Annotated in this window: 23 protein-coding genes; 13 read left to right on the plus strand and 10 right to left on the minus strand. The window is 61.7% G+C overall.

Annotated elements, in window-relative coordinates:
* Positions 1–35: 35 nt before the first annotated feature.
* The 4 genes from HU736_RS21240 to rpoE form a co-directional block, all read right to left on the minus strand.
* Positions 36–1,436 carry a DegQ family serine endoprotease gene (locus tag HU736_RS21240; RefSeq protein WP_371411620.1) on the minus strand — a complete coding sequence of 467 codons (1,401 nt, stop codon included), beginning with the start codon at positions 1,434–1,436 and terminating at the stop codon, positions 36–38.
* 202 nt (positions 1,437–1,638) lie between these two features.
* Complete coding sequence (locus tag HU736_RS21245; protein WP_186700790.1) at positions 1,639–2,604, minus strand: MucB/RseB C-terminal domain-containing protein; 966 nt, start codon at positions 2,602–2,604, stop codon at positions 1,639–1,641.
* 12 nt (positions 2,605–2,616) lie between these two features.
* The gene (locus HU736_RS21250; protein ID WP_103438393.1) at positions 2,617–3,207 is read right to left on the minus strand and encodes an RseA family anti-sigma factor; all 591 of its coding nucleotides are present in this window, start codon (positions 3,205–3,207) and stop codon (positions 2,617–2,619) included.
* A gap of 31 nt (positions 3,208–3,238) precedes the next feature.
* Complete coding sequence (gene rpoE, locus HU736_RS21255; RefSeq protein WP_011535354.1) at positions 3,239–3,820, minus strand: RNA polymerase sigma factor RpoE/AlgU; 582 nt, start codon at positions 3,818–3,820, stop codon at positions 3,239–3,241.
* A 438-nt stretch (positions 3,821–4,258) separates the two neighbouring features.
* Here rpoE and nadB point away from each other — a divergent pair, with 438 nt between their 5' ends.
* The gene (gene nadB, locus HU736_RS21260; RefSeq protein WP_186700792.1) at positions 4,259–5,863 is read left to right on the plus strand and encodes an L-aspartate oxidase; all 1,605 of its coding nucleotides are present in this window, start codon (positions 4,259–4,261) and stop codon (positions 5,861–5,863) included.
* A gap of 6 nt (positions 5,864–5,869) precedes the next feature.
* On the opposite strand, the gene HU736_RS21265 is transcribed toward nadB, so the two are convergent.
* Together HU736_RS21265 and HU736_RS21270 are read right to left on the minus strand one after the other, a co-directional pair.
* A complete protein-coding gene (locus HU736_RS21265) occupies positions 5,870–6,322 on the minus strand; it encodes a protein YgfX (RefSeq protein WP_103438395.1) in 453 nt (150 codons plus the stop codon).
* Positions 6,306–6,560, minus strand: coding sequence for an FAD assembly factor SdhE (locus HU736_RS21270; RefSeq protein ID WP_101321895.1), 255 nt, complete (start codon positions 6,558–6,560; stop codon positions 6,306–6,308). Before HU736_RS21270 ends, HU736_RS21265 begins: the two co-directional genes overlap by 17 nt.
* Positions 6,561–6,693: 133 nt before the next feature.
* Here HU736_RS21270 and ygfZ point away from each other — a divergent pair, with 133 nt between their 5' ends.
* Together ygfZ and HU736_RS21280 are read left to right on the plus strand one after the other, a co-directional pair.
* The gene (ygfZ, locus tag HU736_RS21275; protein ID WP_103438396.1) at positions 6,694–7,635 is read left to right on the plus strand and encodes a CAF17-like 4Fe-4S cluster assembly/insertion protein YgfZ; all 942 of its coding nucleotides are present in this window, start codon (positions 6,694–6,696) and stop codon (positions 7,633–7,635) included.
* Between the two features lie 51 nt (positions 7,636–7,686).
* Positions 7,687–8,493, plus strand: coding sequence for an HDOD domain-containing protein (locus HU736_RS21280; RefSeq protein ID WP_103438397.1), 807 nt, complete (start codon positions 7,687–7,689; stop codon positions 8,491–8,493).
* 21 nt (positions 8,494–8,514) lie between these two features.
* Here the strand turns inward: HU736_RS21280 and HU736_RS21285 are convergent, their stop codons facing one another.
* Complete coding sequence (locus HU736_RS21285; protein WP_186700794.1) at positions 8,515–9,918, minus strand: sensor histidine kinase; 1,404 nt, start codon at positions 9,916–9,918, stop codon at positions 8,515–8,517.
* Entirely contained in the window at positions 9,911–10,582 is a 672-nt protein-coding gene (locus HU736_RS21290) for a response regulator (protein ID WP_186700796.1), read from the minus strand. Before HU736_RS21290 ends, HU736_RS21285 begins: the two co-directional genes overlap by 8 nt.
* Positions 10,583–10,792: 210 nt before the next feature.
* On the opposite strand from HU736_RS21290, the gene HU736_RS21295 reads away from it, so the two are divergent.
* From HU736_RS21295 to HU736_RS21315, 5 genes are all read left to right on the plus strand, one after another.
* Positions 10,793–12,082 carry an OprD family porin gene (locus HU736_RS21295; protein WP_101321900.1) on the plus strand — a complete coding sequence of 430 codons (1,290 nt, stop codon included), beginning with the start codon at positions 10,793–10,795 and terminating at the stop codon, positions 12,080–12,082.
* A gap of 31 nt (positions 12,083–12,113) precedes the next feature.
* Positions 12,114–13,094 (plus strand): Bug family tripartite tricarboxylate transporter substrate binding protein, encoded by a 981-nt coding sequence (locus HU736_RS21300; RefSeq protein WP_103438399.1) that lies wholly within the window; start codon positions 12,114–12,116, stop codon positions 13,092–13,094.
* A gap of 130 nt (positions 13,095–13,224) precedes the next feature.
* Positions 13,225–13,683, plus strand: coding sequence for a tripartite tricarboxylate transporter TctB family protein (locus HU736_RS21305; protein WP_103438400.1), 459 nt, complete (start codon positions 13,225–13,227; stop codon positions 13,681–13,683).
* 3 nt (positions 13,684–13,686) lie between these two features.
* A complete protein-coding gene (locus HU736_RS21310) occupies positions 13,687–15,201 on the plus strand; it encodes a tripartite tricarboxylate transporter permease (protein ID WP_186700798.1) in 1,515 nt (504 codons plus the stop codon).
* Positions 15,194–16,231, plus strand: coding sequence for an AbrB family transcriptional regulator (locus HU736_RS21315; RefSeq protein WP_103438402.1), 1,038 nt, complete (start codon positions 15,194–15,196; stop codon positions 16,229–16,231). The genes HU736_RS21310 and HU736_RS21315 overlap by 8 nt, the downstream gene beginning before the upstream one ends.
* Before the next feature lie 42 nt (positions 16,232–16,273).
* Here the strand turns inward: HU736_RS21315 and ung are convergent, their stop codons facing one another.
* Positions 16,274–16,963, minus strand: coding sequence for a uracil-DNA glycosylase (gene ung / locus HU736_RS21320; RefSeq protein WP_186700800.1), 690 nt, complete (start codon positions 16,961–16,963; stop codon positions 16,274–16,276).
* 130 nt (positions 16,964–17,093) lie between these two features.
* On the opposite strand from ung, the gene dspII reads away from it, so the two are divergent.
* The gene (gene dspII, locus HU736_RS21325) at positions 17,094–18,200 is read left to right on the plus strand and encodes an enoyl-CoA hydratase/isomerase DspII (RefSeq protein WP_186700801.1); all 1,107 of its coding nucleotides are present in this window, start codon (positions 17,094–17,096) and stop codon (positions 18,198–18,200) included.
* 9 nt (positions 18,201–18,209) lie between these two features.
* On the opposite strand, the gene HU736_RS21330 is transcribed toward dspII, so the two are convergent.
* Entirely contained in the window at positions 18,210–18,653 is a 444-nt protein-coding gene (locus HU736_RS21330) for a hypothetical protein (protein ID WP_186700802.1), read from the minus strand.
* A 212-nt stretch (positions 18,654–18,865) separates the two neighbouring features.
* Here HU736_RS21330 and HU736_RS21335 point away from each other — a divergent pair, with 212 nt between their 5' ends.
* The 4 genes from HU736_RS21335 (at position 18,866) to HU736_RS21350 (ending at position 22,513) form a co-directional block, all read left to right on the plus strand.
* Positions 18,866–20,356, plus strand: coding sequence for a sensor domain-containing diguanylate cyclase (locus HU736_RS21335; RefSeq protein ID WP_186700807.1), 1,491 nt, complete (start codon positions 18,866–18,868; stop codon positions 20,354–20,356).
* On the plus strand, positions 20,349–20,570 hold the full coding sequence (locus HU736_RS21340) for a cysteine-rich CWC family protein (protein WP_101321909.1): 222 nt from the start codon (positions 20,349–20,351) through the stop codon (positions 20,568–20,570). Before HU736_RS21335 ends, HU736_RS21340 begins: the two co-directional genes overlap by 8 nt.
* 32 nt (positions 20,571–20,602) lie before the next feature.
* Positions 20,603–21,292: a pseudouridine synthase gene (locus HU736_RS21345; RefSeq protein WP_186700809.1), complete on the plus strand. Its 690-nt coding sequence runs from the start codon at positions 20,603–20,605 to the stop codon at positions 21,290–21,292.
* Positions 21,293–21,628: 336 nt separating this feature from the next.
* A complete protein-coding gene (locus HU736_RS21350) occupies positions 21,629–22,513 on the plus strand; it encodes an alpha/beta fold hydrolase (RefSeq protein WP_186700811.1) in 885 nt (294 codons plus the stop codon).
* Positions 22,514–22,565 lie beyond the last annotated feature (52 nt).

Consider the following 22,565-nt stretch of genomic DNA (forward strand, 5'->3'; position numbering starts at 1 on the left):
AGCCGAAGCTGCCCTGTATTGCGCTGCCGCTATGCTTATTCAGCCAGTTTGAAGGTGATGAAGCTGGCGCGCCCTTGGCGCAGCACCCGCATCGACACCGAGCGATTCTTCGGCAGGTCCTTGGCAATCTCGGTGAACTCTTTGGCCGAGCCAATGGCCTGGTTGTTGAGGTGGCTGATGACGTCACCCGGACGCAGACCGATCAACGCCGCCGGACCATCCAGCACTTCCTTGATGACCACGCCACCCTTGAGTTCGAGGGCTTTTTTCTGCTCGGCGGTCAGGTCCGAAACCGCTACACCGAGGCGGTTGCTGCTGCGCTCGGCACTGCCCTGGCCAGCTGTGGTGATACCGGCATCTTCATCAGGCAAAGCGCCGACAGTAACGTCGAGGTTCTGCCGCTTGCCGTTGCGGATGATCTCAAGCTTGGCCTTGGCGCCATCCTTGAGGCTGCCGACCAGGTGCGGCAGGTCGGCTGACATGATGATCGGCTGGCCATTCATGCTGAGGATGACATCACCGACCTGCAAACCGCCTTTGGCCGCTGGACCGTCTTCCAGCACCTGAGCTACCAGGGCGCCGGCAGGCTTGTCCAGACCGAACGACTCGGCCAGGTCCTTGTTGACCTCCTGGATTACCACACCCAACCAACCGCGATTGACCTTGCCGTCTTTCTTGAGCTGATTGGAGACATCCAGGGCCACGTCGATCGGGATCGCGAACGACAGGCCCATGAAGCCGCCGGAGCGGGTGAATATCTGCGAGTTGATGCCGACCACTTCGCCTTTCATGTTGAACAGCGGGCCGCCGGAGTTACCCGGGTTGATTGCCACGTCGGTCTGGATGAACGGAACGTAGGTGTCGTTGGGCAGGGTCCGGCCTTTGGCGCTGACGATGCCTTTGGTTACCGAGTGATCAAAGCCGAACGGCGAGCCGATAGCCAGTACCCATTCGCCGACTTTGAGCTTCTCCGAATCGCCCAGCTTGACGATCGGCAGATCCTTGCCTTCAACCTTGAGCAAAGCGACGTCGGTGCGCGGGTCGGTGCCGACCAGCTTGGCCTGCAGTTCGCTGCGGTCGGACAGGCGCACGATGATCTCGTCAGCGTCGGCGACCACATGGTTGTTGGTCAGCACATAACCATCGCTGGAAATGATGAAGCCCGAACCCAGCGATTGCGCTTCACGCTGGCGATCGCCGCGCGGCGAACGCGGCTGCTGCGGCATGTTGCGCTCGAAGAATTCACGGAACATCGGCGGCAGGCCTTCCAGATCAGGCATCTGCCCGGCAGCAATGCGCCGATCAGGCAGCTTCTGCTTGGTACTGATGTTCACCACTGCCGGCGAAGCCTGCTCGACCAGCGTGGTGAAGTCCGGCAGCGCTTCTTCAGCCTGGGCCGTCAGCACCTGGCCGAGCATCAGCACGGCGGCGAACATGGAGAGATAGGGTTTCAAGCGTGGTATTGACATACGGCTCCCGTCACAACGAGCGTAAATTGCATTAAGACCCCTGCAAATGCAGGAAAGGCCAGACCCCAAGGACTCTGACCTATAGAAAATTTACGAAGGGATTGCAAATGACATTGCGTTAATTTCATTTCAGCCGATTACGTGAAGGGCTGCAAACGCAGGCGCGCTGTTACTGGCTGGCCTGGGCATCCTGAGCACGCATTGACAATGCAACGCGCTCGGCAGTACCCAACGGGATCTCGCCAACCACCGTGACGATGACCTTGCCCTTGGGAGTATTGAGGTAGCGCGAGACAGCCACGGTCGGGCCGAGCTGCACGCGGGTATCGTTACCTGAATCATCCTTGACCGGCTCCAGAAATACCGAAAAACGAGTCAGCCCGTCGTCATACATCAGACTGCTGACCGTGGTCTTGCGCAAAACATCACTGCGTACCGAGCTGTTGACCAACTCGAAACCGGGCGGCAACCAATCGGAGCGCCAACCGCCTACTGCCGGCAACGGCGAAGCTGCAACTGCATGCTCTACAGGCTTGCACGCATCACTTGGGCGCATCGCTTGCTCGGTTGGCAGTGTAGTGTCCAGGCGGGTCATCTGGAAACGCTCCAGCAACTGACCCTTGTCGTTGAGCATCAACGAGCGCAGGGGCAATGCGGTCTGGCGGTCCAGATGCAATTCGAAGGCGTAGCGATGCTGGTCACGGGGGGTCAGGGTGATAATCACCGCATCGCGCCCGGCAACCCGCGACTTGCCGGCAACGCTCAAGTCGTACCAGCTCATCAGCTTGAGGGGGTCCAGCACCCGCGGGGCAGTGCTGGGCGGCGTCGAAACGCCACTCACCAGATCGCCACTGACGCACTGCACCTGACCGTCCACGCGGACGATCTCCTGAGCCGTACCATCGAGCTGCAACAGCCGCTCGCTGACCGATCCATTGGCAACGCGGTGCCAGATGTCATGGGAAGAGAAGCTGCCGTTGCGTTCGTAAACGAACGAACCCTGGTAGCTCTGGGATTGCTCAGCTCGTGCCAGCTTGTTCAGCCACTCATTCGCCTGAGGCGAAGAGTTGGCTGCCAACGCTGGCACCATCATGCAACTGCCTACCAGCAGTGACAGAAGAGGTAGCGCGCGCATGATGCTCCTTAACTAGCGGTTTTCCAGGCTAGCGGCGCGGGCGTATGGCAGTGCTGTTTCAGTGCCCTTGAGCGCTGATTCCTGAGCGTGCTGCTTCAAGTAGCCCGGCAGACGCTTGTCCCAGCCTTCCTGGCTCTGCAAGACACCATTGGCCATCGGCCCGGTGGCCTGCTCGCTGCTCTCGCTGTAGCCAGCCAGAACTGCCGGACCTTGCGTTTGCGGCATGGTCAGACCTTGCTGGGCAGGCTGTTGCGCAGCCAATTCGCTACCGGTGATCTCGTCCTGGTTATACAGACGCACGCCGGCCAGTACTGCAACGGTTACCGAGGCAGCTACGGCCAGACGACCGATACTACGCCAAGGGCCTTGCTTGACCTTGGCTGGCACAACTTCATCGGCCAATGCAGCAGAAACCGCCGCAGCGATGTCCAGCTTGGGCAGCAGCAGTTCCTTGTGCATGGCTGCACGGGCAACCTGGTAACGCGACCAGGTAGCACGGGTGTCGGCGTCATCAGTGGCGCTCAAAACACGACGCAGCTCCAATTCATCCGCTTCGTTGTCCATTACGGCGGACAGCGATTCCTGCAAAGCTTCACGACTCATGGCGGTTCCTCTCTTGGCTGTAGCCGCTGTCTCAGGATTCCTGCAGCAACGGCTGCAAGGCTTTATCAATGGCCTCCCGAGCGCGGAAAATCCTTGAGCGCACGGTCCCCACCGGACATTGCATGACGCTCGCAATGTCCTCGTAACTCAGACCATCAAATTCGCGCAAAGTTAGTGCCGTGCGCAGATCTTCTGGCAGTTGCTGGATGGTCCGATGGACGGTACCTTCGATCTCATCCCGCAACAACGAGCGTTCTGGGGACTCGAGATCCTTGAGACCATGATCGCCGTCATAGAACTCCGCATCCTCGGAGCTCACATCACTGTCGGGTGGCCTTCTACCGCGGGACACCAGATAGTTTTTCGCCGTGTTGATGGCGATGCGGTACAGCCAGGTATAAAACGCGCTGTCACCGCGGAAATTGCCTAGCGCCCGGTAGGCCTTGATGAAGGCTTCCTGCGCCACATCCTGGGCTTCATGGGTGTCGTGTACAAAGCGCACGATCAACCCGAGAATCTTGTGCTGATACTTCAGCACCAACAGATCGAACGCTCGCCTGTCGCCGCGCTGCACGCGCTCGACAAGCTGCTGATCCTCTTCCTGGGTTAGCATGAATACTCCTCAGTGAACTTGAAGGAGCATTGCAACAGCCACCGTTCAGGCTTGCAAACATAGACTCGGGCTTTGCGCAAAAGTTCTCCCCTCCAAGCAAGTTTCCTGCGGCCTCTGGTCGGCTCGCACGAAAAAGACGCAGTACGGTCACGGCCGGCCGCGTCATTGATCTGGTCTTGATTTACGCAGGTATCAGCCCATTTCGAGCTACTGCCCTGCGTCGCCTTGGCATTCGTGGCGTATGGGCAGCCTTCATAGGATTTCCAGCCAGACTGGAAAGTTCCCGGAAGATCGCCGTTGCGTGACAAGCGCCATTGGAAATCAGGCACCCGGGGCTGCTATAAAGGCATCCCGGCAACGTTTTCACGATAGTTTCACAATGCCATCTGCGCATCGCTATTGTGCCGTTCCCCTCCCCTAGATTACTAGTGCCCCGACATGAGCAAACAATTCCAATACGATGTCCTGGTGATCGGCAGTGGGGCCGCAGGCCTCAGCCTGGCACTCAACCTTCCGGATCACCTGCGCATCGCTGTGCTGAGCAAGGGTGACCTGGCCAATGGCTCGACCTTTTGGGCCCAGGGCGGCGTTGCCGCCGTGCTTGACGACACCGACACTGTGCAGTCGCATGTCGAGGACACCCTCAATGCCGGCGGTGGACTGTGCTCGGAAGAAGCGGTGCGGTTTACCGTTGAGCACAGCCGCGAAGCGATTGAGTGGCTGATCGAACAAGGCGTGCCATTTACTCGCGACGAACACCCACCGGGTGATGACCGCAGCTTCGAATTTCACCTGACCCGCGAAGGCGGCCACAGCCACCGGCGCATCATCCATGCGGCCGACGCTACCGGTGCGGCGATCTTTACCACCCTGCTGCAGCGCGCCCGGCAACGGTCCAACATCACCCTGCTGGAGCAGCGCGTCGCCGTCGACCTGATCACCGAGCGCCGCCTCGGTCTGGACGGCGAGCGCTGCCTCGGCGCCTACGTACTGGACCGCAACAGCGGCGAGGTGGATACCTTTGGCGCGCGCTTCACCGTGCTGGCGACCGGCGGTGCAGCCAAGGTCTACCTCTATACCAGCAACCCCGACGGCGCCTGCGGCGATGGCATTGCCATGGCCTGGCGCGCGGGCTGCCGGGTCGCCAACCTTGAATTCAATCAGTTTCACCCGACCTGCCTGTACCACCCGCAGGCCAAGAGCTTCCTGGTCACCGAGGCGCTGCGCGGCGAGGGCGCCCTGCTCCGCCTGCCCAATGGCGAGCGCTTCATGCCGCGCTTCGACCCACGCGAAGAACTGGCACCACGGGATATCGTCGCGCGCGCTATCGACCACGAAATGAAGCGCCTGGGTGTGGACTGCGTTTACTTGGACATCACCCACAAGCCAGCCGAGTTCATCAAAAGCCATTTCCCGACCGTGTACGAGCGCTGTCTGACCTTCGGCATCGACATCACGCGCCAGCCGATTCCGGTGGTCCCGGCTGCGCACTACACCTGCGGCGGGGTGATGGTCGACGCTCGCGGTCACACCGACGTGCCCGGCTTGTATGCCATTGGCGAGACCAGCTTCACTGGCTTGCACGGCGCCAACCGGATGGCCAGCAACTCGCTGCTGGAGTGCTTTGTTTATGGCCGCTCGGCGGCTGCCGACATAGAAGCGAGCCTGGACCGGGTCGAAATGCCGCAGGCTCTGCCTTGCTGGGATGCCAGCCAGGTTACCGATTCGGACGAAGACGTGATCATTGCGCACAACTGGGACGAACTGCGGCGCTTCATGTGGGACTACGTCGGCATCGTGCGCACCAGCAAGCGCCTGCAACGGGCTGAGCACCGTGTACGCCTGCTGCTGGATGAGATCGACGAGTTCTACAGCAATTACAAGGTCAGCCGCGATTTGATCGAGCTGCGCAATCTGGCCCAGGTCGCCGAATTGATGATTCGCTCGGCGATGCAGCGCAAGGAAAGCCGCGGCCTGCACTACACCCTGGACTATCCGGCGATGCTGCCCGAAGCGCGCGATACCATTCTCAGCCCGCTCTGAGCGGGCTCAAGAAGGCTGTGCCCAGCGCCTGCGACTGAACTTCAAGCGCAGGCGCAGGCGCCGGTGTTGCTCCAGCGCCAGCGCGTCAGGAAAAACGCACTGACTTTCGCTGAGGCGCCTGCCCGCTCGCACGAAACGCAATACCACCAGCCCCGGCAGGGCCATGCTGTCCGGCAGCAGGCGCACCGGCTGCCAGCCCTGGCTGCGGCTGTACAGCTGCCAGCCTTGGCTGTCGCGGCGCAGGCCGGTGATGGCGTCAGGATGAGTAAGCAGGATGCGCCGGGGAATGACCCAGCAGGCGTGGCTAAGGCAGCCAGCGACGAGTGGCAGCAGCAGCCACCAGCGCGGCTCGCTCAGCCAAAGCGCCAGCAATGCCAGCGCATGACTTGCCAGATAGGCCGTCAGCAGCCGGCGTGAGCCCTGCCAACGGCACTGGAACTGCTCACTTGGGCTGGACACGGTCCAGAATGATCCGAACCATGCGCTGCAGCTCAGGGTCTTCAGACTCGCTGCGCTCCATGAACCAGCCGAACATGTCCTGGTCTTCACAAGCCAGCAAGCGCACGTAAAGCTCGCGGTCCGCTTCGTTCAGGGTGGCGTAGACTTCCTGGGTGAAGGGCACCAGCAGCACGTCGAGCTCCAGCATGCCGCGGCGGCTGTGCCAGAAAAGCCGGTTGATTTCAGTTTGTTCGACCATGGGACCCTCCTCGAATGGGCGGCGAGTATACCGCGCCGGGCACATGGCGGCACAAGGCGTTGGTCTAGTCACCTACCTATTTTGTTACCAGCGTTCTATGATGGCTACCAGTCTCAAGCAACCGCGATGACCCATGGCCGACTCTGCTTTCTATTGCCCCCTTACCCACGAGGGCATCCTCGCCGTTCGCGGCTCCGACGCTGGCAAGTTTCTGCAAGGCCAGCTGACCTGTAACCTCAACTACCTAAGCCAGGAGCAATCGAGCCTCGGCGCGCGCTGCATGGTCAAAGGCCGTATGCAGTCGAGCTTCCGTATCGTGCCCGAAGGCAACGGCTTGCTGCTGGCGATGGCCCGCGGCCTGATCGATGCACAGCTGGCCGACCTGAAAAAATACGCGGTATTTTCCAAGGCCACGCTGACCGACGAAAGCGCCAGCTGGGTCCGCTTTGGGCTGGAGCACGCTGAGCAGGCCTTGCTCGCACTTGGCCTGGATGTGCCCGCTGCAGATGGCGCAACGGTCCGTGAACATGGCCTGATCGCTATCCGCGTTTCGCCCGGCCGCGTCGAACTGTGGGTCCCGGCTGAACAGGCTCGCAACGTGCAGCAGGAACTCGCTGGTACGCTCAGCGAAGGCAGCCTCAACGACTGGCTACTGGGGCAGATCCGCGCTGGCATTGGCCAGGTTTTCGAGCAGACCCGTGAACTGTTCATTCCGCAGATGATCAATCTGCAGGCGGTGGGCGGCGTGAGCTTCAAGAAAGGCTGTTACACCGGCCAGGAAATCGTCGCGCGCATGCAGTACCTGGGCAAGCTCAAACGCCGTCAGTACCGGCTGGCTCTGGCCGTTGCCGATGTGCCTGCGCCCGGCAGCCAGATCTTTTCGCCCACCCACGGTTCCGCGGTTGGCGAAGTCGTGCTGGCAGCTGCCTGTGAACAAGGCTGCGAACTGCTCGCAGTGATCAGCGCCGACGCGGTAGAAGATAACAACCTGCACCTGCTCAGCCTCGAAGGCCCACGCCTGACCTTGCTTAGCCTGCCTTACGAACTGGACCGCGACCGGGAAATCCAGCGCTGACCAGCCTGCCCCGCATCGTGCGGGGCTGCCATACTGCGGTAGAGAATCTCCATGAACAGACTGGCCGAGATGGTCCAGGCGCAATTGCTCACTGCCATCGCCAATGACGACCTGGTCCTGCCGACCCTGCCGGAAGTGGCTCTGAGCATCCGCGAGGCTGCTGAAGACAGCGAGATCAGCGTTTCGGCCCTGAGCAGGGTGATCGGCCGCGATGCCGCGCTATCTGCGCGCTTGATCAAAGTGGTCAACAGCCCCCTGTTGCGCGCCGCCGTCGAAGTTACCGATCTGCACACGGCGATTACCCGGCTGGGCATCAACTACAGCTGCAACCTGTCGATCGGGCTGGTAATCGAGCAGATCTTCCATGCCCGCTCGCCTGCGGTGGAGCAAAAGTTGCGCGATATCTGGGCTACAAGCCTGGAAGTTGCCGGCATCAGCTATGAACTGTGCCGCCGCTACACTGACCTAAAGCCCGATCAGGCGACCCTCGGTGGCCTTGTCCATCAGATCGGCGCGCTACCGGTGCTGATCTATGCCGAAGAGCACAACGAATTGCTGTCCGACCCGGTCTGCCTGAACTATGTGATCGAGCAGATCCAGCCGGTCCTGGGTGACAAGATCCTCAGTGACTGGGAGTTCCCCGAGCAACTGGTCAAGCTGCCTGGGCAAATCCAGGATCTGGATCGGCGCACCGACAAGGTCGATTACATCGACGTGGTGCAAATCGCCCGCTGCCTGAGCCAGCGCGGCCGCAGCCGGCCCCTGGCGGCACTGCCCGCCTATCGGCACCTCGGCCTGCCGCAGGGCACGGAACTGGAAGTAGCAGAACTGCTCGAAGCGCGAAGCATGTTGCGCTGAGGGCTAGTGGCCGGGAAAGGGCTAAAGGTTCACGCGATCCAAGCCCTGGTCAGCAATGAAGCTGACCCTGACCTTCAAACCTCCATTTTCGCCGTCATGCAAACTGATCTGGGCCAGATGCGCCCGACAGATCTCCCCGACAATCGCCAACCCCAGCCCACTGCCCTGAGCACTACGCCGGTAAAAGCGCTCGAACACCCGCTCACGCTCAGCTTCAGGAATGCCCGGGCCATCATCTTCGACCTCGAGCAGCGCCGGCGCCAACACACGCAAGATCACATTGCCGCCAACCGGCGTGTGCGCCAGCGCGTTATCGATCAGGTTGCTGAGCAGCTCGTTGAGCAAGGTCGGCTCGCCCTTGAGCCAGACCGGCGACTCAGCTTCCAGCGCCAACAACACACCACGGGCATGCGCCAACGGCGCCATGGCCATCCCCAATTCCCGGCTCAGCTGGCTCAGATCAAGCCGCTGCGCCCCGCCCTCGGCAATCGCCCGCGCGCCGTTTTCAACGCGCGCCAACGACAGCAACTGGTTGGCCAAATGGGTCAGCCGGTCAGTACCTTGGGCAGCCGACTCAAGGGTCTGCCGCCACTCCTGCGGGTCCTGCGAACGCAGGCCCAACTCGACCCGCGCCTTGAGCGCTGCCAGCGGCGTCCGCAGTTCATGCGCGGCATCGGCAATAAACTGCGCCTGGCGCTCGAACTGTGCGCGCAGCCGCTCGGTAAAGTGATTGAGCGCACGCACCAATGGCCCCAGCTCATGCTGCACCTGCACTGTTGGCAAGGCGCGCAGGTCGTCCGGCTGGCGCTCCTCAACCGCACTGCGCAAGCGCTCGAGCGGGCGCAGCGCTGCACTGACCGCAAACCAGACCATGACCAGCGCCGCCAGCGCCAGCATCCCCAGCCGCAACAGGGTATCGGCCATCAGCCCGCGGGCCATGCTCACCCGTGCCTCTTCGGTTTCGGCCACGCGAATCTCGGCCATGCCATTCATGTTTGGCTCGCTGACCGCCTTGAGCAGGCTGACCACACGTACATCCTGGCCAAGGTAGGAGGCATTGTAGAAACGCGCCAAGGCCGGATAGTCGTCAGTGCGAGGCGTACCAGGCGGAGGTGGCGGCAGCTTTTCGTACCCCGAGATCAAGCGCTGGTTGATGTCCAACACCTGGTAGTAAATGCGTCCGGCACTGTCGTAGGCGAAGGTGTCCAGCGCCACATAGGGCACATCGGCACTCAGTGTGCCGTCGCGCTGGGACAGGCCCGCAGCAATGGTCCGCGCCGACGCCAGCAGCGTACGGTCATAGGCAGTGTCGGCGGCCTCGCGGCCGTTCCAGTAGGCGCTCAGGCCGCTGGCCAGCATCAGTACCACCAGCAGCAGCGCAAGATTGCCCAGCAGCCGCCCGCGCAGGCTGGCGCCATCACGCATCACGGTGCTCCAGCAGGTAGCCAAGACCGCGGAAGGTGACGATGGCAACCGTATGGCCGTCGAGTTTCTTACGCAGCCGGTGCACGTAGATTTCGATGGCATCAGGGCTGGCTTCTTCGTCGAGGCCAAACACCTGCGCCGCCAATTGCTCCTTGCTCATCACTCGTCCGGGCCGGGCAATCATTGCCTGCAGCACACTTTGCTCGCGCGAGGTCAGGGTCAGGTGCTCGTCACCCAGGCTGAAACGGCGGGTGTCGAGGTCGTAGACCAGCGGACCACAGCGCTGCTGGCGTTCGCCACCAAGCACACTGCGCCGCAGCAGGGCCTTGACCCGCGCCTCCAGCTCAGTCAACTCGAACGGCTTGGCCAGGTAATCGTCGGCGCCCAGGTTGAGCCCATGCACACGATCCTTGACGTCACTGCGGGCAGTCAGCATCAGCACCGGCAAGGTCTTGCCGCGGCCGCGCAGCCGCGCCAGCACTTCAAAACCGTCCATCCGCGGCAGGCCGACATCGAGCACCGCCACCGCGTATTCCTCGCTGGTCAGCGCCAGATCAGCGGCGATGCCGTCGTGTAGCACGTCCACAGTCAGGCCCTGACTCTTGAGCGCCTGAGCCACGCTTTCGGCCAGTTGCAGGTGGTCTTCAACCAGCAGCACTCGCATCGGTTTCTCCCTTCGGTGAGGTGGGGGCGCGTTAGTTGGCGCGGAGTGTACCGCCGTCGGCACACCTGTGAAGCCCCAATATGACAAACCTTTCATGTTGAAAGGTTAGCGAAAGGTTGGCCGCCTAGCATCGGATCAAGGATGCCCCGAGCGTTCATAAGCACCAGCAAGGTGCAGACCAATAAAAACAATAAACGGAGTCACTCGACGATGCTGTCATCACAGCCGCAGGCGTTCGCGCCTACCCGTTCCATTCGTCCACGCCCCACTGCCATTGCCAGCGCCCTTGCGCTCGCCGGTATCGCGCCTGTCAGCCAGGCGGCCTTCTTCGAAGACAGCAGCGCCACCTTCGAAACCCGCAACATGTACTTCAACCGTGATTTCCGTGACGGCACCAGCAGCCAGCAGTCCAAACGTGACGAGTGGGCGCAGGGCTTCATGCTCAATTTCGAATCCGGGTACACCGAAGGCACTGTCGGCTTTGGCCTGGACGCACTGGGCATGGTCGGGATCAAGCTCGACTCCAGCGAAGACCGCACCGGCACCGGGCTGTTACCGACCCATGATGACGGCAAGGCTGCCGACGAGTATTCCAAGCTAGGTCTGACCGGCAAGGTGAAGATTTCCAAGACCGAGCTCAAAGTGGGTTCGCTGATCCCTGAACTGCCGACCCTGCAGCCCAACGATGGGCGGATTCTGCCGCAGACCTTCGAGGGTGGCTTGCTGACCTCCAACGAAATCAGCAACCTGACCGTTACCGCCGGACGTCTGGAAAAAGCCAAGGACCGCAACGACACCAACTGGGAAGACATCGCCCTCAACAACAAGAACGGCCGTTTCGGCGGAACCTTCGCCGCCGACAACTATGACCTGGCCGGCCTTGACTACAAATTCACCGACCGCATCACCGGCAGCTATCACGTTGCCCAACTTGACGACATCTACCGCCAGCACTTCGTTGGCATGGTCGCGACCCAGCCGTGGGGCCCGGGCACCTTTGGCGCCGACCTGCGCCTGGCGATAAGTGACGACCAGGGCCAGGCCCGCGCCGGCAAGATCGACAACACCACCGCCAACGGCATGCTCAGCTACGCCCTCGATGGCCACAAGCTCAGCGGCGCCTATCAGCACGTCTCGGGCGACAGCGCTTTCCCCTACGTCGATGGCGCCGACCCGTATCTGGTCAACTTCGTCCAGATCAACGACTTTGCCGGTGCCGACGAGCACTCCTGGCAGCTGCGTTACGACTACAACTTCGCCTCCCTGGGCATTCCCGGCCTGACCTTCATGACCCGCTACCTCAGTGGCGACAACGTCAGCCGCGCCGATGGCAGCGAGGGCAAGGAGTGGGAACGCAACACCGAGTTCAAATACGTCGTACAGACCGGGCCGTTGAAAAACGTTGCTGTGCGTCTGCGTAACGCCACCTTCCGCTCGAATTTTGCCCGCGACGCCGACGAAGTTAGGCTGCTGGTGAGCTACAGCGTGGCCCTGTGGTAACCCATAACAACAATATTTACGGAGATAGACGATGACCTTTTCCCTGCGCCGCCTCGTCCTCGCTACCGGTTGCCTGTTGTTGGCCGGTCAAGCCCTGGCTGCTGAACCGAAACGCCCTGAATGTATCGCTCCAGCTTCGCCCGGCGGCGGCTTCGACCTGACCTGCAAGCTGGTGCAAAGCGCCCTGGTCAACGAGAAGATTCTCAGTAAACCGATGCGCGTTACCTACATGCCTGGCGGCGTTGGTGCGGTTGCCTACAACGCCGTGGTTGCCCAGCGTCCGGGCGATGCCGGCACCCTGGTGGCCTGGTCCAGTGGCTCGCTGCTGAACCTGGCCCAAGGCAAGTTCGGCCGTTTCGATGAAAACGCAGTGAAGTGGCTGGCGGCCGTGGGCACCAGCTACGGCGCGATCGCGGTGAACAAGGACTCGCCTTACAAAAACCTGGCTGACCTGGTTGCTGCGCTGAAAAAAGACCCGAGCAAAGTGGTGATCGGCTCCGGCGGCACCGTCGGCAGCCAGGACTGGATGCAGACCGCGCTGATCGCCAAGGCCGCCGGGATCAACCCGCGTGACCTGCGCTACGTCGCCCTGGAAGGCGGCGGCGAAATCGCCACTGCACTGCTCGGCGGGCACATTCAGGTCGGCTCCACTGATATCTCCGACTCCATGCCGCACATCCAGAGCGGCAACATGCGCATCCTTGCCGTATTCGCCGAGAACCGTCTCGATGAGCCGGAAATGAAGGACATCCCGACTGCCAAGGAACAGGGCTACGACATCGTCTGGCCAGTGGTACGTGGCTTCTACCTCGGGCCAAAAGTCAGCGACGAAGACTACGCATGGTGGAAAGCCGCGTTCGACAAGCTGCTGAGCTCCGAGGAGTTCGCCAAGCTGCGTGACCAGCGCGAGCTGTTCCCGTTCGCCCTGACCGGGCCAGAGCTGGACGCCTACGTCAAGAAACAGGTTGCCGACTACAAGACCCTGGCCCGGGAATTCGGCCTGATTCAGTAACAACGTACAGCTGCAGCACCTGTTGATGCAGGTCAGCCCGCGCAAGCGTCGGTGTCATCACCAACGCCTGCGCGGGTAGAACCGCTCTCGCAATAAACTGCAGCAAGGCAGCCCTCTCGAGGATTTCCCCATGATCCTGCAACGCATTTTTGCCCTGATCCTGCTGGCGGTATGTGCCGTCCTGGCAGTGATGGCCTGGCCTTACCAGGCCGCGTTTTCCTACGAACCGGTGGGCCCGCGCGCCTTCCCTTTGTTGATGCTTGGCCTGATGGGCCTGGCGTTGCTGTGCCTGGCGATTCGGCCGACGCCGATCGTGCATAAAGAGGACGAGCCGCCGCTGGATCGCCCGACCCTGATCAAGATTGCGATCTGCACCGGTTTGTTGATCCTGTTCGCCGCCACCTTCGAGAGCCTGGGCTTCATCGTCAGTGCGGTATTGATCGGCGTGCCGATGGCGCGCCTGTATGGCGGCCGCTGGCTGCACAGCGCAATGGTGGTGGTGGCGATGAGCGTGCTGCTGTACTGGCTGTTCGATCGCGTGATGGACGTACCCCTGCCCCTTGGCCTGCTTGACGTGCTGGAGAACTGACAGATGGATACTTTAGGCTATCTCAGCCAGGGCTTCGGCGTCGCCTTGAGCCCGTACAACCTGGTTACCGCCCTGTGCGGCACCCTGATCGGCACCGTGGTCGGCCTGCTGCCGGGCCTGGGCCCGATCAACGGCGTGGCGTTGCTGATCCCGATCGCCTTTGCCCTCGGCCTGCCGCCTGAATCCGCCTTGATTCTGCTGGCCGCGGTGTACCTGGGTTGCGAATACGGCGGCCGGATCAGCTCGATCCTGCTCAACATTCCGGGCGAAGCTTCGACCGTGATGACCACCCTCGACGGTTACCCAATGGCTCGCCAGGGTCTGGCTGGGGTCGCGCTGTCGCTGTCGGCGTGGAGCTCGTTCATCGGTGCCTTCATCGCCACCTGCGGCATGGTCCTGTTCGCGCCGTTGCTGGCAAAGTGGGCGATTGCCTTCGGACCCGCTGAATACTTCGTGCTGATGGTGTTCGCCATTGTCTGCCTGGGCGGTATGGCCGGCGACAAGCCACTGAAGACATTTATCGCGGCGTTGATCGGCCTGTTTCTGTCGGCAGTCGGTATCGATGCCAACAGCGGCGTTTACCGCTTCACCGGCGACAGCGTGCACATGGCTGACGGCATTCAGTTCGTGGTACTGGTGCTGGGCCTGTTCTCGATCAGCGAGATCCTGCTGCTGCTGGAGAAAACCCATCATGGCCACCAGGCGGTAAAAGCCACCGGGCGCATGCTGTTCAACTTCAAGGAAGCGGCTTCAGTATTCGCAGTGAACATCCGTTGTGGCCTGCTCGGCTTCATCATGGGCGTATTGCCCGGCGCCGGTGCCACCCTGGCCAGCGCGGTTGCCTACATGACCGAGAAGAAAATCGCTGGCACCAGCGGCAAGTTCGGCGAAGGCGATGCACGTGGCCTGGCAGCACCGGAAACCGCCATCGGCGCCTCCTGCTGTGGTGCACTGGTGCCGATGCTGACCCTCGGCGTACCCGGTTCGGGCACCACTGCGGTAATGATCGGTGCACTGACCCTGTACAACATCACCCCAGGACCGATGCTGTTCGAACAGCAACCCGACATCGTCTGGGGCCTGATCGCCTCGTTGTTCATCGCCAACATCATGCTGGTGATCCTCAACATTCCGATGATCCGCATCTTCACCCGCATCCTCGCCGTGCCGAACTGGGCGCTGGTGCCAGTAATCGCCATCATCACCGCCATCGGCGTGTACGCCGTGCATGCGACCACCTTCGACCTGTTCCTGATGATCGGTATCGGCATCATGGGTTACATCCTGCGCAAGCTGGACTTCCCGCTGTCGCCGATCCTGCTCGGGTTCATCCTCGGTGGGCTGATGGAGCAGAACCTGCGCCGCGCCTTGTCTATCTCCAACGGTGAGTTGGGCATTCTCTGGTCCAGCTCGATCAGCATGAGCGTGTGGGGCCTGACCATCTTTATGCTGTGCCTGCCGCTGCTGCGCAGCTGGCGCCGGCGCAGCCAGCAACGTCGGTCCATAGCGGATGCCTGATCGATCGTTGCCGCTGTTCTGGGCAACCGGGCTGGTCGGCCTTGCTGGCGGATTTCTCGCCAGCAAGGTCGGCTGGCCTTTGCCGTGGATGGTCGGCTCGTTGCTGGCGATCATCCTGGTGCGTTGCCTGACCCCCTGGCAGTTACCGGAAATCCCCAACGGACGTAAATGCGGCCAGTGGATCATCGGCGTCGGTATCGGCCTGCACTTCACCCCGGCGATCATCGAGCAGGTGTCCGGCCACTTCGGCCTGATTCTGTTCGGGGCGCTGTTCACTACCGCTTCCAGTGTCATCAGTGTGTGGCTGCTGCGGCGCAGCGGTGAAGACCGCGCCACCGCCTTTTTTGCCAGCATGCCGGGAGGTTCCGGCGAAATGGTCAACCTCGGCGCACGCAATGGCGCGGTGCTCAGCCAGGTCGCCGCGGCGCAGAGTCTGCGTGTGCTGGCGGTGGTGCTGTGCGTGCCGGCACTGTTCAAGTTGCTGCTCGGTGATGGCGTGCCGGTCAGCCATGCCAGCAGTGTCAGCTGGGGCTGGCTGGCGTTGATCACGCCGCTGGCGGTGTTGGTCGGTTATGGCTGGCAGCGCTTGCGCCAACCCAACCCATGGTTGTTCGGGCCATTGCTGGTGGCGGCAACGGTAAGCCTGGCGGCTGATTTGCAGATCACCCTGCCGGAAGGCGCCAGCCAGATGGGCCAGTGGTTGATCGGCAGTGGCCTTGCCTGTCACTTCAACCGGGCATTTTTCCGCCGCGCGCCGTCGTTTCTGGGCCGCACCTTGCTGGCTACCGCCTTGAGCATGGTGATTGCGGCGCTTGCGGCGTGGGGTTTGAGCAACCTGAGCCAGCTGGACTTGCGTTCGCTGACGTTGGGCATGATGCCTGGGGGGATCGCCGAGATGAGCCTTACGGCGGAGACCCTGCAGTTGTCTGTGCCGTTGGTGACAGCGATGCAGGTAATGCGTTTGTTGTTTGTGCTGTTTCTGGCAGAGCCATTGTTTCGGCTGTGGAATGCGCGGGATCAAAATCAGTAAGGGGGCGCAGCACACGCCCCCGACCAAAGCCCATCAACAGTGTCACTGAGGCAGTGCCCACTCCACAGGTTTCATGCCGTGCTGCTGCAGGAAGCGGTTGGCATGGCTGAAATGCCCGCAGCCGATAAAGCCCCGGTAGGCCGACAATGGCGACGGATGTACCGACTTGAGCACCAGGTGCTTGGTGCCGTCGATCAACTTCTGCTTGCTCTGGGCATGTGCGCCCCACAGCAGAAAGACCACATTCGATTGCCGCTCGCTGACCAGCTGGATGATCCGGTCAGTGAAAGACTCCCAGCCTTTCTTGGCATGCGATGCGGCATTGCCCCGCTGCACGGTCATGGTCGTGTTGAGCAGCAGCACGCCCTGCTCTGCCCAGCTCTGCAGATAGCCATGGGCAGGAATCGGCAGGTTCAAGTCACGCTGCAACTCTTTGTAGATATTCACCAGCGATGGCGGCGTCGGAACGCCCGGCTGTACCGAGAAGCACAGGCCATGCGCCTGATCTGGGCCGTGGTAGGGGTCCTGGCCGAGGATGACCACTTTGACCTGGTCCAGCGGCGTGCTGTTAAGGGCGTTGAAGATCAGCGGTCCAGGTGGATAAATCTCTTTGCCGGCGGCGTACTCCTGGCGCAGGAACTCGCGTAGCTGCTGCATGTAGGGCTGTTCGAACTCGGCGCGCAGCGCCTCCTTCCAGCTGGGCTCAAGCTTGATGCGGTCGTCGTCGGTCATCGGTGTGGTCCTGAAACTGAGGGGCGCGACACTAGGAAAGCTGCCCGAGCTTGTCAATCGATCCGACCGACGACCGGCAGCCTGCGGCTGAGCCGACCATACTGAGCGGATGACCTGTGCGAGGTAGTTCATGGCCGTAACCAGCGAAGTACTTACTGGAGTGGATGGTGCGCGAATCGGCATTGCCACACTGGATGCAGCAAAGTCCCTCAACGCGTTGAGCCTGGCGATGATCGAGCAGCTCGAGGCGCTGCTCCAGGCGTGGGCGAGGGATGCTGGTGTCGTCTGCGTGCTCTTGCGGGGCAGCGGCGCCAAGGCGTTTTGCGCGGGTGGCGATGTTCGTGCGCTGGTCGACCAATGCCGCGGACAACCGGGCCAGGTGCCAGCGCTGGCCAGGCAGTTCTTCGCAGCCGAATACCGCCTGGACTATGCCCTGCACTGTTATCCCAGGCCTTTGCTGTGTTGGGGTCATGGCCATGTGCTGGGCGGTGGCCTGGGCCTGCTGCAAGGCGCTGGGATACGCATCGTGACGCCGAGCAGTCGGCTGGCCATGCCGGAGATCAGCATAGGCTTGTACCCGGACGTAGGCGCCAGTTGGTTCCTCAGCCGTCTGCCAGGCAAGCTGGGGTTGTTTCTCGGCCTGACAGGGTCGCCGATCAACGCCCGTGATGCGCTGGACCTGGGTCTGGCGGATCGTTTTCTTGGCGAGCAGCAGCAGACGGCATTGATTGATGAACTACTGCAGTTGAACTGGCAGGAACAGACCACCCTGCAGTTGAACAGCCTGCTCAAGTGTCAGCAGCACCGCGCCCTTGCAGACCTGCCACAGGCGCAGTGGTTGCCGCGCCGAGCACTGATAGATGAGGTGCTGGATGTAGCAGATCCGGTTGCCGCCTGGCGCGCCATCGCCAGCCTGCGTCAGCACAGCGACCCGTTGTTGGCGGCTGCAGGGCAGCGCCTGCACGACGGTTGCCCGCTCAGCGCCCATCTGGTCTGGGAGCAATTGCAGCGAGCCCGGCACATGTCGCTGTTGCAGGCGCTGCAGATGGAATATGCGATGAGCCTGAATTGCTGCCGGCATCCTGAATTCAGCGAGGGCGTGCGTGCGCGGTTGATTGAAAAAGACAACACGCCGCGCTGGCACTGGCCGGATGTGGCTCAGGTGCCAGCGGCGGTGGTTGAGGCGCACTTTGCCAAAGCCTGGGAGGGCCGCCATCCGCTGGCCGATCAAGTTTAGGGCAGGACCTCACCGATGCCGATTGCGATCATCGCGCCCGCCATCCGGGCGGCGATCACGGTCGCCATGGCCCCTTGAATGCCAACGCCCTTCCTGCGATCGGCGGTCATCGTTGCGGTAATCATGCCGCTCACGATCACGACGGTATTCGTAACGCTGCCGATTACCGTAATCGTTGCGTGGGTTGCCATACCACTGCTGGTTCATCCCTGGACGCGGTTGCGGCCGATAGTGCGGCGCCGGTGCCGGGCGGTAATAGCGCGGTGCAGGCTGATAGTAGTAACGGGGCTGCGGCACCACGTAGTAGTCACGCTCATAGCGCTGATAGCCGGGATACCCGTAACGCTCGCCACTGTAGTACTGCGAGCGAGAATACCCGCCACCGGCGTAATAAGGCGTACAGGCACTGGTCAACACTGCGAGCAGGACGATGATTGGGATTCGATAGGACATGGCGGCCTCCTGGACCGCTGGGGTGCCCGGCACAGCGGCGCTGGCGGGCGTCGATCGGCAAACGAATATCGACATGGGTTAAGACACTCGCAAGCCGATCCAGTGCCGTATGTGTAAAGATTTGCAACAACTCAGGTAACCCTGAAAAACATGCAGTTATTTTCCCGCCAGCTCTCTAGAATGTCGCCACTGGCACACATCACGGGAAGATCATGCCGTCACGTTCCGCGCTGTTCTCGCAGCGATCGCTGATCCTCGCGCTGCTGATCCTGCTGGCCTGCGGTTTTCTTGCCACGTCTCTGCTCGGCTACTTTTCCTCGCGTGGCGCAATCCGTGATGGCATCGTCAATACCGAACTGCCGCTGACCTCAGACACCGTCTACTCGGAAATCCAGAAGGATCTGATCCGCCCGGTGCTGATCTCATCGATGATCGCGCAGGACACCTTCCTTCGCGACTGGGTGCTGGCCGGCGAGCAGGAGCCAGAGCGGATCACTCGCTATCTGGATGAAATCCTCAGCCAGCAGAACACCTGCACCGCGTTTTTCGTCTCCGAGCGCAGCCATACCTATTACCAGGCCAAGGGCGTGCTCAAGCAAGTCAAGCCGGATGCCTGGCGCGACGCCTGGTATTACCGCGTGCGCGAGTCGCAGGCGCCGTACGAGATCAACGTCGATCTGGACATGGCCAACCATGACAAGCTCACGGTGTTCATCAATTACCGTGTGCTCGATTATGACCAGCGCTTCATCGGCGCAGCCGGGGTCGGCCTGAGTGTCGAGTCGGTAGTCAAATTGATCGACGCTTATCAGCAACGCTATCAGCGCGCCGTGCTGTTCACCGATGCCAACGGCAAAGTCATCCTGACCGGCTCGGACGGCAGCATGCATGGCCTGCGCGCAGGCCAGCAACTGGCCGACAGCAGAGCGTTCGAGACGCTGCTGGCGCGCATGCCGGTGCCCTCGCCTGGCAGCCACGAATATCAGGACGAGGCAGGCCACAGCCACTTTCTCAACGTGCGGCCCATCCCCGAACTGGACTGGTACCTGTTGGTCGACAAACGTGAGAGCGGCGCGCTGGACCGGGTGCGCCAGTCGCTGTACCTGAACCTGGCGATCTGCGCCATGATCACCCTGGTGGTGTTGTCGCTTCTGCATGCGATGGTCAAGCGCCATCAGCAAAGCATCGAGTCGCTGGCCACGCTGGACAGCCTGACCGGCCTGCCCAACCGCCGCAGCTTTGACCTTTTGGCCGGGCAGGCACTGCAGCAAGCCAAACGCGAAAATGCGCCACTGGTCGCCCTGCTGATCGACCTTGATCACTTCAAGCTGCTCAATGACACCCATGGCCACCTGGCCGGCGATGAAGTGCTGCGCCAGTTTGCCAACGTACTGCAAGGCAGCCTGCGCCAGTCGGATATCCTTTGCCGCTGGGGCGGTGAAGAGTTTATCGTGCTGCTGCGCGAGACCGAGGGCCGCCAGGCCATCGATGTCGCCGAGAAGGTCCGCCGCCGCACCGAGCAGTTGATCTTCAGCTACAACGACCAACCGCTGCGCCTGACCACCAGCATCGGGCTCAGTGCACTGCAACCCGACGACAGTTTGCACAGCTTGCTGACCCGTGCCGACCATGCCCTTTATCGAGCCAAGCAGGGCGGACGCAATCGAGTCTGCAGCGAGATGCCCGGAGCAGTCCATGCCTGACCCACAATCCTGCCCCGCTTGCGGCGCAAGCAACGGCTGCAGCCTGGCTGATCCACGCAGCGCCACGCAGAACTGCTGGTGCTTCAGCGTCAGCATCGACCCGGCGGTACTCGCCGCCCTGCCCGCCGAACTGCGCAACAAAGCCTGCCTGTGTCCCCGCTGCGCAGCCGTAGACGACCAGCTCAAAGCGGCGCAGCAGCCGCCAATTGGGTAAACTGCGCGGCCCATTCCTGTGCTGTTGCTGCCATGCGCCTTGATCGCTTCCTCGCCAATCTGCCCTGCTACAACCGCCAGCAGGTGCGCCTGCTGCTGGCCCAGCAGCGTGTGCACGTGGATGGCCAGGTCAGCACCGACCCACTGCACGAGGTTCGCGAGTTCAGCCAGGTCGAGGTCGATCAGCAGGTGCATCAGGTCGGTCGCCCGGCGCGCTACCTGATGCTGCACAAGCCGGCCGGCTGTGTCAGCGCCACTCATGACCCGCAGCACCGGACCGTGCTCGACCTGCTCCCGGCCGAGCTGCGCGCTGACCTGCATATCGCCGGCCGGCTGGACTTCAACACCACCGGGCTGCTCCTGCTGACCAATGATGGCCAGTGGTCGCGGCGCCTGACGCAGCCAAGCACAAAACTGGCGAAGGTCTATCGCGTCCAGACCGAAGACGAGATCGGCGCGCACTACCCGGCCAAGTTCAGCGAGGGCTTCTACTTCGCCTTCGAAGACCTCACCACCCTGCCCGCCCAGCTGGATGTGCTCGGCCCTCGGCTGGCCAGGCTGGCGATTGTCGAAGGTCGCTATCACCAGGTGAAGCGCATGTTTGGCTACTTCCAGAACAAGGTCGTTAGCCTGCATCGCGAGTCGATGGGCGGCATCCATCTCGACCCCACGCTGGCCCCTGGCGAATTCCGACCACTGACAGCCGACGAAATCGCTCTGTAAACAGCAAGTAGCTCCAGCGCAGACCGCCGAGCGATTTTTAGTCACCAATTGCTCAATGGCACTTGCGGGAATGACGTCGGGCTGCTTGAATCGAAATCGTCAGTCCGCATGTGACTCACCAGTCACATCTGCAGTCCAAGACACCTTTTTGCTGGCCACCCCAGGTCTCGCTACCTTGGGGGCACGGCAGATTGCCCCGCCTACAACAACAGCGTCGACACGTGTGCGAAGGATCGACACCGGGCTCTGCAACCTCTTCAGGCGTATGCCTACCTGTCATAAAGAACGTGCACCCTAGGTGACGCGAATACCCTTTTTGCGCCAGGAGTCGATGACATGAGGCCAGAAATCGCTGTACTTGATATCCAAGGTCAGTATCGGGTTTACACGGAGTTGCATCGCAACGACAGCGCCGAGAAGACGATCATCCTGATCAATGGATCGCTGGCGACCACGGCTGCGTTCGCCCAGACAGTGCGCAGCCTGCACCCGCAATTCAATGTGGTGCTGTATGACCAGCCCTATGCCGGCAAGTCCAAACCGCATAATCACCACGAGCGGTTGCTGACCAAAGAAACCGAGGCACACATCCTGCTGGAGCTGATCGAGCACTTCCAGGCCGACCACGTCGCCTCGTTTTCCTGGGGTGGCGCCTGCACCCTGCTCGCCTTGGCGCACCAGCCCCGACTGGTGAAGAAGGCCATCGTCAGCTCGTTCTCGCCGGTGATCAACGAACCGATGCGCGAATACCTCGAGCGCGGCTGCGAATACCTCGCCGCCTGCGATCGCTACCAGGTCGGCAACCTGGTCAACGACACCATCGGCAAGCACCTGCCGTCGCTGTTCAAACGCTTCAATTACCGGCACGTCAGCAGCCTCGACAGCCACGAATATGCGCAGATGCTGTTTCACATCAATCAAGTGCTGCAGCATGATCTGGAGCGGGCACTGAAGAGCGCGGCCAACATTGCCATCCCGGTGCTGTTCATCAACGGAGATCGCGATGAGTACACCACTGCCGATGATGCCCGCCAGTTTGGCCGTCATGTCGACCAGAGCCACTTCAGCGTGATCAACGGCGCCGGGCATTTCCTCGACATGGAACACAAGACCGCCAGCGATGCACAACGCAGCGCCATGCTTGGTTTCCTCAAACCGAGCCAACGCGAGCCGCGCCCGCGCAGTCACTATGTGCAGGGCCAGCATGCATTGGCGATCTGAGCCTGCCGGCGTGCTTTTGCCCGTGCCAAAGCCACGCGCAACAAGCCGCCGG

The sequence above is a fragment of the Pseudomonas shirazensis genome, assembly GCF_014268785.2.
GTDB classification, from domain to species: Bacteria; Pseudomonadota; Gammaproteobacteria; order Pseudomonadales; family Pseudomonadaceae; genus Aquipseudomonas; species Aquipseudomonas shirazensis.